9 protein-coding genes are annotated in these 13,303 nt (G+C 75.7%); 3 read left to right on the top strand and 6 right to left on the bottom strand.

The window, feature by feature from the left end; all coding sequences use genetic code 11:
• Positions 1-45: 45 nt before the first annotated feature.
• The 3 genes from ACFRMQ_RS27215 to ACFRMQ_RS27205 all read right to left on the bottom strand — a co-directional run bounded on the left by ACFRMQ_RS27215 (position 46) and on the right by ACFRMQ_RS27205 (position 3,515).
• Positions 46-1,878, bottom strand: coding sequence for an AMP-binding protein (locus ACFRMQ_RS27215; protein WP_380733285.1), 1,833 nt, complete (start codon positions 1,876-1,878; stop codon positions 46-48).
• A gap of 2 nt (positions 1,879-1,880) precedes the next feature.
• Positions 1,881-2,879 (bottom strand): ketoacyl-ACP synthase III family protein, encoded by a 999-nt coding sequence (locus ACFRMQ_RS27210; protein WP_380733284.1) that lies wholly within the window; start codon positions 2,877-2,879, stop codon positions 1,881-1,883.
• Positions 2,880-2,972: 93 nt separating this feature from the next.
• The gene (locus ACFRMQ_RS27205) at positions 2,973-3,515 is read right to left on the bottom strand and encodes a hypothetical protein (protein ID WP_380733283.1); all 543 of its coding nucleotides are present in this window, start codon (positions 3,513-3,515) and stop codon (positions 2,973-2,975) included.
• 122 nt (positions 3,516-3,637) lie between these two features.
• On the opposite strand from ACFRMQ_RS27205, the gene ACFRMQ_RS27200 reads away from it, so the two are divergent.
• On the top strand, positions 3,638-4,072 hold the full coding sequence (locus ACFRMQ_RS27200) for a MarR family winged helix-turn-helix transcriptional regulator (RefSeq protein WP_380733282.1): 435 nt from the start codon (positions 3,638-3,640) through the stop codon (positions 4,070-4,072).
• A 992-nt stretch (positions 4,073-5,064) separates the two neighbouring features.
• Positions 5,065-7,842 carry an AAA family ATPase gene (locus ACFRMQ_RS27195; protein ID WP_380733281.1) on the top strand — a complete coding sequence of 926 codons (2,778 nt, stop codon included), beginning with the start codon at positions 5,065-5,067 and terminating at the stop codon, positions 7,840-7,842.
• 11 nt (positions 7,843-7,853) lie between these two features.
• On the opposite strand, the gene ACFRMQ_RS27190 is transcribed toward ACFRMQ_RS27195, so the two are convergent.
• On the bottom strand, positions 7,854-8,654 hold the full coding sequence (locus ACFRMQ_RS27190; protein ID WP_380733280.1) for an alpha/beta hydrolase: 801 nt from the start codon (positions 8,652-8,654) through the stop codon (positions 7,854-7,856).
• 306 nt (positions 8,655-8,960) lie between these two features.
• A complete protein-coding gene (locus ACFRMQ_RS27185) occupies positions 8,961-10,598 on the bottom strand; it encodes a tannase/feruloyl esterase family alpha/beta hydrolase (protein ID WP_380733279.1) in 1,638 nt (545 codons plus the stop codon).
• A gap of 216 nt (positions 10,599-10,814) precedes the next feature.
• On the opposite strand from ACFRMQ_RS27185, the gene ACFRMQ_RS27180 reads away from it, so the two are divergent.
• Positions 10,815-11,663 carry an alpha/beta fold hydrolase gene (locus tag ACFRMQ_RS27180; protein WP_380733278.1) on the top strand — a complete coding sequence of 283 codons (849 nt, stop codon included), beginning with the start codon at positions 10,815-10,817 and terminating at the stop codon, positions 11,661-11,663.
• A 111-nt stretch (positions 11,664-11,774) separates the two neighbouring features.
• Here the strand turns inward: ACFRMQ_RS27180 and ACFRMQ_RS27175 are convergent.
• Positions 11,775-13,303, bottom strand: a 1,529-nt coding sequence (locus ACFRMQ_RS27175) for a LuxR C-terminal-related transcriptional regulator (protein ID WP_380733277.1), incomplete at its 5' end; no start/stop codon positions are given.

Genomic DNA, 13,303 nt, shown 5'->3' with positions numbered 1-13,303 from the left:
CCCACCACACCTCGGTGGGGGACGGCGAGCCGGCTTCCTCGTGCCTCAGCCGCCCTGTCCGACGAGCCCGGCCAGGTGGGCCCGGTCCAGCTTGGCGTGGGCGGTGAGCCGGAAGGACTCCACCGCGACCACCCGGCCGGGCACCATGTAGCCGGGCAGCAGCTCCCCCAGCCGGCGGCGCAGCGCGGCCTCGTCCACCTCGGGCGCCTCCACGCAGAGCACCAGGTCCGCGTCGAAGCGCGAGTCCGCGTCCCAGAGCACCGCGGTGCGCGCCCCGCCGAGGAAGCCCGAGGCGGCGCGCTCGATCTCGCCGGTCTCGACCCGGTAGCCGCGGATCTTCACCTGGTCGTCGAGCCGGCCCCGGTGGTGCAGCAGCCCGCCCTCGGCCCGCTCCACCACGTCCCCGGTCCGGTACCAGCGCCGGCCGTCCACCTCGGTGAACTTGGCCGCGTTCAGGTCCGGGTCGAGGTAGCCGCCGAACACCTGGTCACCGGCGAGCAGCAGTTCGCCCTCCGCGCCGAGCCGCAGCTCCATCGCGGGCACCGGCGTGCCGATCGGCAGGATCCGGTCCTCGGGCAGCGGGTCACCCGGGGCCATCCGGTGGGTGCTGACCCACACGGTCGCCTCGGTCGGGCCGTAGACGTTGTCGACGACCGCGTCCGGCGCCGCGGCCCGGACGAGCCGGACGGTGCCCACCGGCAGCGGCTCGCCGCCGATCACCACGTGGCGCGTACCCGGCATGCTGCCCGGCGCGAGGTTTCCGGCGGCGCCGGCCGACTCCAGCAGGCTGGGCGTGCAGGCCATCACCGTCACCCCGTACCGGGCCGCCGTCCCCGCCGGGTCGAGCGCCTGCGTCCGGGAGACGGCCAGGACGGCCGCCCCGGTGCTCCACGCGCCCCACAGCTCGAACACCGAGAAGTCGAAGGTCAGCCCGTGGCACTGGGAGAAGACGTCGCCCGGCCCGACCTCGAAGGTCTCCATCGCCTGGGCCAGGAAGGCGTCGGCGCTGCGGCGCGTGGTCCCGGCGCCCTTGGGGCGCCCGGTCGAACCCGAGGTGAAGATGTAGTAGGCGACGCCGTCCGGGTCGGCCACGGGGGCGACGGGCAGCGCGGCCGCCGCCGGGACGGGCGGCACCGCCGACCCGTCCACGACCTCCAGCCGCAGCCCGGCCAGCGCCGCGAGCTGCGCCGCGACCAGCGGGTCGTCGCTCCGGTCGGCGACCACGACGCAGCGCGCGCCGGCCTGCTCCAGGATGGCGGCGTTGCGCTCCGGCGGGAAGTCGAGCGAGAGCGGCACCACCGTGGCCCCCGCCAGCAGCACCGCCAGGTAGCCGCGGTACGTGGCGGCCTCCCGCTCGCCGAGGACGGCGACCACGCCGCCCGGGCCGATCCGCTCGGCCAGGGCGCCGGCCTGGACGGCGAACTCGGCGTAGCCGAAGGTCGTCGCGCCGTCGATCACGCACACCGCGTCCGGGTGGCGCCGGGCCGAGGCGAGGAACCGCTCGGCCAGGGCGCACACCGCCGGGCCGGCCGCGGCGGCGGCCGGGGCGTTCCCGGTGGCCGCAGGTGCGGACGGCACGACCGGGGCGGCCGGGGCTGCCGGGGCTGCCGGGAACGCCGCCGTGCCGTGCTCGCCGACGAAGGCCCAGAGCGAGCGCGGCGTGCGGAACGCCCGCTCGTTGAACGCGCCCAGGGAGATGCCGTAGTGGTCGGAGAGCGTCCGGCCCAGGCTCAGGATTCCCAGCGAGGTGATCCCGTAGGAGGTGAACGGCGTGTCGGGGTCGGGTTCCGCGCAGCCCTGCCCGCGCAGGGCCGACAGCAGCAGTTCCTCGAAGGCGTCGTCCCAGGGGCGCCCGGGTCCGGGCAGGGTGGCGTCCATCGTCACAGGTCCTCGACGATCTCGAGCACCGCGCAGGTCAGGGTGTACCCGGTGCCTCCGCCGAGCAGCATCACCAGGTCGCCGCGCTTCAGCTGCCCGGTGGTGAGCAGGTGGTGCAGGCCGATGAACTGGTCGGCGGTGCCGATGTGCCCGGTGGTCCGGCCGAACTCCCAGGTGGAGCGGTCCAGCGGCAGGCCGAGGAAGCGGTCCAGCTGGATCTCGGTGCGCCACTTGGTGGTGACCACGGGGATGACGTACGTCAGTTCCTCGGCGGTGACCCCGGCCTCCGCGAGCACCTTGCCGATGCAGGCGTGGAGCAGCGCCTCCATCTTCCCGTAGTGCTCCAGCATCGGGACCTCGGTGTCGTGGAAGCGCTTGCGCATCTCCTCGAAGTCGACCGGCGAGAGGTCGGCGCCGGAGGAGAAGCCGCCGCCGCGCGCCTCGCCCTCCAGGGAGTTCTCGGCCAGCGTCACCAGCGAGCGCACCTTGGCGAAGCCGCCGGCGCCGCTGAGCAGCAGCGCGCTGCCGCCGTCGGCGAGCACCGACTGGTCGCCGTACCAGCGCGAGATCCACGGGTTGTCGAACCGGTCGCCGGTGGTGACCAGCACCGCGTCCTCGGGTCCGTTGACGAACCGGGCGGCCAGGTCCAGCGATCCCATCGCACCGTTGCACTCCTGGACGATGTCGAAGGAGGGCACGGAGGCGCCGACGGTGTGCTGGGCGACGTAGGGCGCGGCCTGCCAGTAGCGGGCGCCCTGGTAGTCGACGTAGGAGTGGAAGAGGGCGCGGACCTCGCCGTACCCCTCCCCCGCCATCGCGAGCGCGTCGCGTCCGGCGGCGGCCGCCATCTCGGCGGGGTACAACTCGGTCTCGACGCAGGCCGACTCGACCTCGTCCGCGCGCGCGGCCTCCGGGTCGTAGGCGCCCGCCTCGATGGCCTCGGCGGCGGTCTGCCGCGGCGGCAGGTAGACGCCCACGCCGGCCACGTACAGGTCGTTCATCAGATCACTTCGTCCCTGGCTCGGAAGTTCCACAGGCGGGCGGCGGCTCCGAGCCGGGCCTCCGGCCTGATGTTCGGTCAGGGTGTGAGCGCCTCAGCCCAGGGAGGCATCGGGTTCCCGGGCGGCGGGGGCGTCCTGCTCCGGCAGGCTCCGCTTGGCCTTCCAGTACTGGAACAGCAGCAGCCCGCTGCGGGAGACCACCTCGCACAGCGCCATCAGGATCAGGCTGGTCGGCCAGGTCTCGGCGGAGTGCATGTCCAGCTTCTCGCTCAGTTCGCCGATCGCCTCGGCTCCGCCGTGCAGCGCGATGATGCCGAACGCGAGGCGGCCGGCCATGCCGACGATCCACAGCGCGGCGGCCGGGAGCGTCGCCCGGACGACGACGTCCTCGCCCTCGCGGTGGACCTTGGTCAGCAGGCCGCAGCCGACGCCGAGCGCGATCCCCAGCGCGCCGAGCGCGCCCGCGAACAGCAGGTCGGAGGTCTCCGCGGGGAAGTCTCCGAAGTACTCGAATCCCGCCCACACCACGAGCCCCACCGGCCACACCAGACCGAGTGCGGTGGTCTTCCTCCCCCGGATCTGGCGCAGGACCAGCGCGATCAGCCCGAGCGAGACGGCCCAGTCAGTCCAGCCCACGTTTCTCCTTCGGCACAGGTTTGCCGCCAGATGCATCACGGGATGATGCATCACGGGAGATAATTTAGTCCCGAGCACCCGCCAGAGCAAGGTCGGCCCGAACTCACCGGTAGGATCCACGAATGGACGTTCTGCGACTGCACCGACTTGCCCGGCAGCTCCGGGAAGTCGCCCTCAAGGCCAGCCGGGGCGGAGAGGATTCGCCCATCTCCGTCGGCGACCTCGCGGTCCTGGAGAACGTGGCCCGCTACCCGGACAGCTCCATCGGCGAGATCAGCCAGCGGGCCGGCCTGGCCCAGAGCCGGGTCTCCAAGATCGTCCAAGACCTGGTCGAGGCCGGGGTCTTCCAGGCCAACAAGGACGCCAAGGACCGCCGGCAGACCCGGGTCCGGCTGCACCCCGACGCGCACCAGAAGACCTTCGAGGACTACGGCAAGCGCCCGGTCGACTCCGCCCTCACCGAGACCTTCCCGCACCTGGACGACGCCGGCCAGGCCCGCGCCACGGAACTGCTGAACGAGCTGGCCGACCTGCTCGACACCAGCACCGACGCCTGAGCGTCCCGCCCAACCCCGGCGAGGCCGCCGCCCCTTGATCCACCCGGCGAGCCCGCCCACCCTCCTCCCGGGCGCCGGACCCGGGCCCGACCGGCCCGAGTTCCATGATCAACTCCCCCGCCGGGGCGGGGAGTCCACCCGACGCGCCACCCCTCACCCTCCGATCCCGCCACGGCCGACGGCCATCCGCCGCGCGGCGACCGGCGGTTCGACGCGCCCGCCGGGCCCGGAGCACGGCGGGCGCGTCCGGTTCACGGGGCGCGCGGGCGCCGGGCGGACGGCCGCACCGGAACACCGTCCGACGGCGCGAGGCCGGGCGCGGCGCGAAGACGGCAGTCATGTGACCGATGCCCCGCGCACCGTCCGCGGGACAGAGTGGACGGAGCCGGCCGGGAAGCTCCGGCCCGGAGCCCTCCGAGCGCCCGGCCGGCCACGCCGGCACCGAAAGGACGGCTCACCTCCATGACGCCCGTCACCACCCCGTTCGACCACCCGACCACGGCGGCCGAAGTCATCGACGGAGGGCCCGAGTTCACCAGGTCGGGCGGCGTCCTCCGGTCCCTCGACCCGGTCGCCGCGGCCCCGCCGCGGGACTACGCGGCAGGGCCGCTCGCGCAGCCCCGCGCCCCTCCCGAAACCCGGTGCCGCCCCCGGCCCCCCGGCCCCCGTCCGGCGACGCTCCGCGCGAAGCATCGACCATCCGACCGATGCCCGGCACGAAGGCCTCAGTCATCCGACCGATACCCCGCGCGCGGGACCCGCGCCAAGGTGTACCGGACGGTTCCGCTCGGCCCGCTCGCGACGACTCCCCGTCGGGCCGGGGCCGGCCCCTGGCCCCCGGCCCGGGTCCGGACCAGGGTTCGACACGGGTTCGACAGGCCCGTGGTCCCGGGATCGTGGCCGGTGGACGCCGACCGACCCGCGCCCGGCGGGCGCCGGAGCGGCCGGGGCCGCCGCGCGGCGGGAGCGATACCAGAAAGGGCAGGGGGGCCATGAAGTCCGTCACCACGACGATGGTGGGACGCGAGGACGAGCGGGCGGAGCTCGTCGAGTTCGTCGGATCCACCGCCGGCCAGGCCCTCGTCCTGCGGGGCGAGACCGGGGTCGGCAAGAGCTCGCTGCTGGGCCACGCGGCCGCGCTGGCGGAGCGGGAGGGCCACCTCGTCGTCCGGGCCGCCGGCGTCGAGGCGGAGTCCGAACTGCCCTACGCCGGACTGCACCAGCTCCTCCACCCGCTGCTCGCCGACGCCGCCGGGCTGGAGGACGGGACCCGGGCGGTGTTCGACGCCGTGTTCGGCCGGGTCCAGGGCGACCCGCCCTCGGTCATGACGCTCGGCATCGCCGTGCTCAGCCTGCTGTCGCTCTCCGCCGCCCACCGGCCGCTGCTCCTGGTCCTCGACGACGGCCAGTGGCTGGACGACTCCAGCGCCGACGTCTGCGGCTTCGTGGGCCGCCGCCTGGCCGGCGGCCCGGTGCGGCTGCTGGTCGCCGTCCGCACCGACCTCGCCTCGCGGTTCGACACCGCCGCACTGCCCGAACTGCCGGTCGCCGCCCTCTCCGACGAGGACGCGGCCCGGCTGCTCGACCACCGGTACCCGGAGCTGAGCCGGCCGGTCCGCCGGGCCGTGCTGGAGCAGGCCCAGGGCAACCCGCTGGCCCTGCTGGAACTGCCCGCCCACTTCGCCGGCCGGACGGGCGACCTCCCGGTCGAGGACCTGATCGGCCGGCGCGGCGTGCCGCTGCCCCGAAGGCTGCAACGGCTGTACGGCACCCGCATCGCCGCCCTCGACGAACCGGTCCGCTCGGAACTCCTGCTGGGCGCGCTCGACGGCGCCGGCACCCCCAGCGGCACCGACGCCGCCCCCGGCACCCGCTACCGGATGCGCGACGCCGACCCGGCGGTGACCGCCGGGCTGCTGGACATCGAGATGGCCACCGGCGACCTCGTCTTCCGTCACCCGCTGGTGCGCTCCGCCGTCGTGCGGATGGCCACCCCCAACCAGCGCCGCGCCGCGCACCTGGCCCTGGCACAGGTCCACCGGGAGAACCTCGAACGCCGGGCGACGCACCTGGCGGCGGCCACGGTCGACCCGGACGACGACGTCGCGGGCGTCCTGGAGGCGGCGGCCGAGTCGGCGACCCGGCGCGGCGGCGCACTGGCCGCCGTGGCCTGGCTGACCCGGGCCGCCGAGCTCAGCGAGAACCACGCCGGCCGCTCCCGGCGGCTGGCCGACGCGGCCTTCGTCGCCGCCCACGCGGCCCGGCTCGGCCAAGCGCACCGGCTGGTCCGGGCGGACCTCGCGCCCGGTACGACGGAGTCGCCGGCCTCGGTGCTGGCGGCCGCCTACCAGGCGCTCTACCAGGACGGGGACGTCCGCTCCACCCACCGGCAGGTCTCCGCCGCGATCGAGAGGCTGCGGGACGCCGGGCCCGCCGACAGCGGCGCCGAACCCGACGAGGTCCTCACCCGGCTGGTGATCCTGCTCCTGGCGATCAGTCAGTTCAGCGGGGACCGCGCGGCCTGGGAGAGCACCCACGCGCTCCTCGACTCGCTGGGCTCCCTGGTCACCGAACGCGTCCGCCTCTACAGCGGCACCTGGAGCGACGTGACCAGGCACGGGGCGGGCTGGGCCGAGCCGCTGCGCCGGATCGCGGCGGACCTGTCGGACCTGGACCCCTGGGACGTCAGCCGGCACGCCACGGCCGCCTACCACCTCGACCTCCTGAGCCACTACCGCCCCCACCTCCAGCGGGTGGTGGACCGCGAGCTGGAGACCGGCGCCATGGCCACCGGCATGGTGATGCTGCACCAGATCATGCTCGACCAGATGACGGCCGGCGAGTGGGCCGAGGCCGAGGAGACCGGGCAGCGCGGCCTGGGCCTGGCCGTCGAGCGCGGCCACCACCTGTTCGCCGCCCAGAGCCGCGCGTACCTGGCCCAGCTCGCCGCGCTGCGCGGACAGGTCGCACGGGCCCGGGACCTCCAGGCCGAGGTGGACGCCTGGGCCCGCCCCCGCGGTCTGGGCTTCCTGACCCAGGTCGCCGACTCGGCCGGCGCGACCGCCGCGCTGGGCTCCGGCGACTACGAGAGCGCCTACCTCTACGCCATCGGCATCACCCGGCCCGGCACCTTCCGGCCCTACGCGTACCAGGCCTCGCGGACCCTGCTCGACCTGGTCGAGGCCGCCCAGCACACCGGGCGCGTCGAGCAGGCCCGGGCGCACGCGCTCGCCGCCCGCGACGCCGGCCTGCCACTGGTGTCGCCCCGCCTGGCGCTGATCACCCACGGCGCGCTGGCGATCACCGCCGAGGACGAGCGGGAGGCCGCCGAGATGTTCGCGCGGGTCGAGTCCGACCCGGACGCCGCCCGCTTCCCGTTCGAGCTGGCCCGGATCCGGCTGGCCCACGGCATCCGGGTGCGCCACGTCCGGGACGGGGCGGCGGCGCGGCAGCACCTCGTCCCGGCGGCCGAGGCCTTCGAGCGGCTGGGCGCGGCCGGCTGGAGCGAGCGGGCCCGGGCCGAACTGCGCGCCGCCGGCGCCCCGTCCCGCGTCTCGGCACTCAACCTGGCCTCGCTGACCTGGCAGGAGCGCCGCATCGCCGACCTGGCCGCCGGCGGCCTGACGAACAAGGAGATCGGCGAGCGCATGCACCTGTCGCCGCGCACCGTCAGCTCCCACCTGTACCGCGTCTTCCCCAAGCTGGGCATCACGGCCCGGGCGGCGCTGCGCGACGCGCTGAGCCGGGCGGAGGAGGCGCCGCGGATCTGACGGCCCGGGGCTCAGCGCGGCGGGGTCGGGGCCGCGACGCCGTTGCCGGCCAGCCAGCCGAGGACGTGGTCGGCGACCGCGCGCCAGCCGCTGTCGAACACCAGGGAGTGCCCCCGGTCGACGAACTGCTTCAGATCGGTCACGGCGCGGGAGTCCCCGTAGAGCTTGTAGACCGAGCGGGTCACGGCGTCCGGGACGATCCGGTCCTCCTGGCCGGACACCAGCAGGAGCGGTCCGCGGCCGGCGTCGGCCGGGTCCACCACGGCGGCGGCCGTCCCCGCGCCGGGGCGGTCGAGCCCGAGGTCCGCGAGCAGCCGCAGCGGGGCCGGGACGGCGTACCGGTCGAAGAGCCGCGCGGCCTCCTCCTCGCCGACCGCGTTGGCGACGACGTGCCGGAACCGGGCCGGGGACAGCGCCTCGAAGCCCGGGTGCCCGGCCGGGCCCGCCGACGGCCGCTCGAAGCCCGGACGCGGGGCCGGGCCGGCCGGCAGCGGCGCCAGGGCCACGGCGGCGCGGCCGAGGTCGGCGCCGAGCAGGTGCTGGGCGATGAGGCCGCCGGCCGAGTGCCCGATGAGCACCGGCGGGTCGTCGAAGGAGCGCACGACCGTCTCGTAGTGGGCCGTGAGCGCGGCGAGGCCCAGGTCGCGCAGCGGGCCGGGATCGTGGCGGACCCGGCCCGCGGTGGCGGCCTCGCCGGGCCAGCCCGGAACGGACACCGCGTAGCCGTGCGCGGTGAACCGTTCGGCCCAACCCTCCCAGGAGGACCTGTGGAACCACGCACCGTGGATCAGGACGACGGGGGTTTGCTTCACGGCCAGGCCTTCCGCTCGCGCACGACGGTCCGCCGGCGTCACGGCGGTCCCTTCGAGGATCACCGAGCGGTGGCGGCGCGGGAACAGTCGGATGACTGAGGGCCATTCGCGCGCCCTCCACCGCCCCGACGTCATGTGACTGATGTGTCCGGCCGGTGGCGGCGGAACAGTGGGACACCGGTGAGCGTCCAGGAGGTATCGGACATGATCGACAGGCGCACCTTCACCAGGGCGGCCGGCGAACGCGTCCGGGCCCGCCCTCCCTGACCGGGGGACGGGCCCGGACGCGGTCCGGGTCCGGGCCGGTCAGCCGCGCGAGCCGTCGACGCAACGGAAGCTGCTCGCGGCCTTCGGGTCACCGTGGCCGGTGTAGCGGGAGACCATCGGGAAGCGGCACACGTCGCGGGCGACGCTCTCGCCGGTGGCGGTGGTCAGGGTGGCGTGCAGCACCGCCGGCGCCTTGCCCTGCTCGACCCAGGAGGTCAGCGCGGCCAGGTCGTCGCTCCTGCCGCCGTCCAGGCCGCAGTGCGAGACGCCCGGTGCCAGGAACAGCCGGTAGAAGTCGTCGACCTTCTTCGTCCCGCCCATCCTCGCGTCCACCCGCTCGCGGTAGTCGACCGTGCCCCCGGTGGGGATGACCTGGTCGGCCGCGCCGTGCCAGCTGAGCAGCTTGCCGCCGGCGTCGCGGAACGCGGAGAGGTCCGCGTCACGGGTGCCCATGGACGGGTCGTACTCGGCGCGGGCCTTGCGGAAGATCTCCTCGAACTGCGCGCGGGTGAGCTTCGAGGTGTCGAACCCGGGCTGCTTCTGGACGAAGGTGGCGGCCCACACGGACGGCACGAAGAACGGCGCGCCCGTGGTGACCCCGTTCTCGGTCTTGGTGGCCGCCAGGACCGAGAAGTCGGCGCCGACCGGCAGGCCGTACCAGAGCCGCTTGCCGTTCGCGTCGCGCGGCCCGTCCCAGATCTTGCGGACCACGTCGGCGTCCGCCTCGGTGATGGTGACCTGCTTGCCTTCGCAGAGGATCTTCGTGCCGACCAGGCGGCGCGGGTTGAAGTCGCACCGCCCCGGGTCGGCGACCAGCCCGTCGGCGAGGCCGTCGAGCTTGTCGCAGGCCTTGAGGGCGGCCTTGTTGAAGGCGTCGAACTCGCACCCGGTCGGGTAGGTGCGCGCCTCGTTCATCACGACCTGCGGCCACAGGGTGGCGATCTCGAACTGGTTCCAGTTGACGGCCGGCGCCGAGGCCTTGATGCCGTTGAAGTCCTTCGGGTACCGCTGGGCCTCCATGTAGCCCTGGCGGCCGCCGGTGGAGCAGCCGTTCCAGTAGGAGTAGGCCGCCGGGGTGCCGTAGACGCCGGCCACCACCTGCTTGCCGACCACCGCCAGCTCGTGCGCGGAGCGGGAGGCGAAGTTGTCCACGAGCGCCGTGTTGACGCGCCCGGAGGCGTCCAGCGCCCAGCTGGTGTCCAGCGGCCCGCCGACGCCGGCGTCGGTCGTGGCGACGGCGTAGCCCTGCTTGACGGCCGCGGCGAGCCCGGCGCCGCTGTCCGCGGCGGAGTAGGCGCTGCCGCCGAGGCCCTGGAAGCGGCCGTTCCAACCGGACTGCGGCAGCCAGACGTTCACCTTGGCGTGGTCGTTCGCGCCGGGGTGGGTCAGGGTGACCGTCACCTCGCAGTGCGCCGGGACGTCGGCCACCGGGAAGCCGCCGAGCGGCGGGCTCCCGGGCACCTGGTAGGTGCCGGCCGGGACGGCGGCCGCGGTCACCGACTCCACCGCGGTGCCCTCCGGGGCCGGGAACGCGGACGGGGCGCAGGTGAAGGACGCCGGGGCGGCGTTCGTGGTGAGCGTGAGCTCCCCCGACGCGCTCGCCGCCGACGTGTGGATGGCGGTCGCGGCGACCAGCGGGACGCAGGCCGCGACGATGGCCGGAAGCCGTCGTTTCATGATCTCTCCTCGGAATCGGGATGGCGCCCTCACTGTGGCCGCCGCACCGCCCGCGCCACATCAGTCACCTGACGCTCAGTCGGCCAGTCCGCCCGGGGCTCCCGAACGGCCGGGAACATGACGTCAGTTGACCGAAGCCGCCGGGCCCCGCCGAGGGAGAGGGTGAGCGCCGCCGGACCCACCACACCCTTCGACTCCCCTGGAGCGTGATCTTCCATGTCCAAGTTCGAGAACCGCCGCCTGCGCCGCTTCGTCGCCGGCGCCGCCGGGCTCGGCACGGTGGCGGCCGTCGGCGCGTTCGCCGTCACCGGAACCGCCAACGCCGCGGACCGGGACGCGGCCGCCGACCGGGGCCCGAAGCCGACCGTCGTCCTGGAGCACGGCGCCTTCGCCGACGGCTCCGGCTGGGACGGCGTCGTCGCCAGGCTGCGCCGCGACGGCTACCCGGTGGTGGCCGCCGCCAACCCGCTGCGCGGCCCGGCCTCCGACGCCGCCGCGCTGCGCAGCGTGATCGACCACGTCGAGGGCCCGGTCGTCCTGGTCGGCCACTCCTACGGCGGCTCGGTGATCAGCCAGGCCGCCGTCGGCGAGCCGCGGGTCAAGGCCCTCGTCTACGTCGCCGCGTTCCTGCCCGCGCCGGGCGAGTCCGCGCTCCAGCTGACCGAGCGGTTCCCGGGCTCCACCCTGCCCGGCGCGCTGGACCCGGTGCCGTTCACCGGCGCCGACGGCAGCACCGGCACCGACCTGTACATCCGGCAGGACCGGTTCCGGGCGCAGTTCGCCGCCGACGTCCCGGCCGACAGGGCCGCGCTGGCCGCCGCGTCGCAGCGGCCGATCGCCCAGGCGGCACTGGAGGAGAAGGCCACCGCGGCCGCCTGGCGGACCGTCCCCAGCTGGGACGTCGTCACGACCCAGGACCTCAACATCCCGGCCGCCGCCCAGCGGTTCATGGCCCAGCGCGCCCACGCCCGCACCACCGAGGTGGCCGCGTCCCACTCCGTCGCGCTCTCCCACCCCGGCGTGGTGGCCGGGGTCGTCGAGGAGGCGGCCCGCGCCACCCGCTGACCGGCCGCCACCACCACCGCCGGAAGGCGGCCCCCGGACACCGGGAGGGCGGTCACGCCCCCGTCGCCCTCCCGGTTCCCCCTCCCTCCGGCCGGCCTCGCCGACCGGCGGTCACCGGCCGGAGAAGGCGCCCTCGATCTCACGGCGGGAGGAGATCCCCAGCTTGGTGAAGACCTTCCGCAGGTGCCACTCGACCGTGCGGGGGCTGAGGAACAGCCGCGCGCCGATCTCCGCGTTCGGGTGCCCGGACGCCGCGAGACGGGCGATCTGCGCCTCCTGCGGGGTCAGGACCGGTGCGTCGGGGGTCCGCTTGCGGACGGTCTCGCCGGTGGCGAGCAGCTCCCGCCGGGCCCGCTCGGCGAACGCCTCCAGACCCGTCTCCACCGCCGCCGCGTGCGCCGCCCTCAGCTCGGTCCTGGCCTGGGCGCGCCGGTTCTGACGGCGCAGCCACTCCCCGAACAGCAGCCGGGCCCGGACCTCGAACACCCCGAGCCCGCCCCGGCCGAACCGGTCGACGGCCTCGCGGTAGCGGTCCTCGGCCCGCTCGGGCGCTCCGGTCAGGGCGAGGGCGACCGCGTGCGCGCCCAGGGCCCACGGCGTGCCGGCCCGGCTCCAGTCGGCGATCGGCCCGCACGCCCGGGCCGCCGCGTCCGGGTCGCCGGCCCGGGTCGCGGCCTCGACCAGCTCGCCACAGGTCCACAGGTGCACGACGGGGTCCTGGTACTCCGCGCCCCGCCGCGCCGCCTCCAGGGCGAGCGCGTAGTTGCCCAGACCGTTGTGGAGCACGGCCCGGGCACACGCCGCCACGCCGACGAGCCGGCCCAGGCCGCGCTGCTCGCCCTCGCGCTCCAGCGCCTCGATCTCCTCCAGCGCCGGCCGCTCCCGCCCCCGGTACGCGCCGATCAAGGCCGCCGTGGCCGTGCGCGTCACCGCGCCGGTGTCCTTCTCCAGGGCCGCGGCCTCGGCCAGCAGCTCGCCGGCCTGGGAGAAGCGCCCCGCGAAGCCCAGCGCGGACGCCTGGAAGGGCAGCGCCGTCGAGAGGAGCGACAGGGTTCCCGTCCGCCGGGCGAAGCCGACCGCCCGGTCGCCGATGTCCAGCCAGGCCCGGAGGTCGCCCAGCTCCGCGGCGGCGTGCGCGGCCGCCCACAGGACGGACGGGTCCTCCTCGGCGCCGAGGGAGCGCAGCGCCCGCGCCAGCCGGGGGAAGACGGCGACCGGCCCGTCCACGGTCCGGTCGACCAGGGCCCTGAGGAAGACCTCCCCCGGCTCGTCGCCGGGCGGCAGGCCGCGAGCGGCCTCGGCGACCCGGCGCAGCGCGCCCTCGTCGTACCGGCCGGCCCAGACGGCCGCGTCGAACGCCGCCAGGTAGGTCTCCCGCGCGACGGCCGGGTCGAGGTCCCTGAACCGGTCCGCCGCGTCGAGCAGCGGACGCACCGCGCCCCTCCCCGAGTCGGTCATGGCCGAGGCCCTGGCCCGCAGTCGGCCGGCGTGGGCCTGCTGCAGCCGGTCCAGCGGCCCCAGTTCGGCGGCGGCCAGCAGGTCGGGCACCCGGGCCGGCACGCCCGCGGCGACGTGGGCCGCCGCGGCGGCCAGCGCCCGCCGTGCCCGCGCCCGCGGGCAGGGGGTGAGCGCCGCGGCCC

Origin of the sequence: Kitasatospora sp. NPDC056783 (assembly GCF_042789895.1) — a bacterium.
Classification (GTDB): domain Bacteria; phylum Actinomycetota; class Actinomycetes; order Streptomycetales; family Streptomycetaceae; genus Kitasatospora.
Note: the sequence above shows the minus strand (reverse complement) of the source record. Positions and strands in the feature narration are given on the sequence as shown.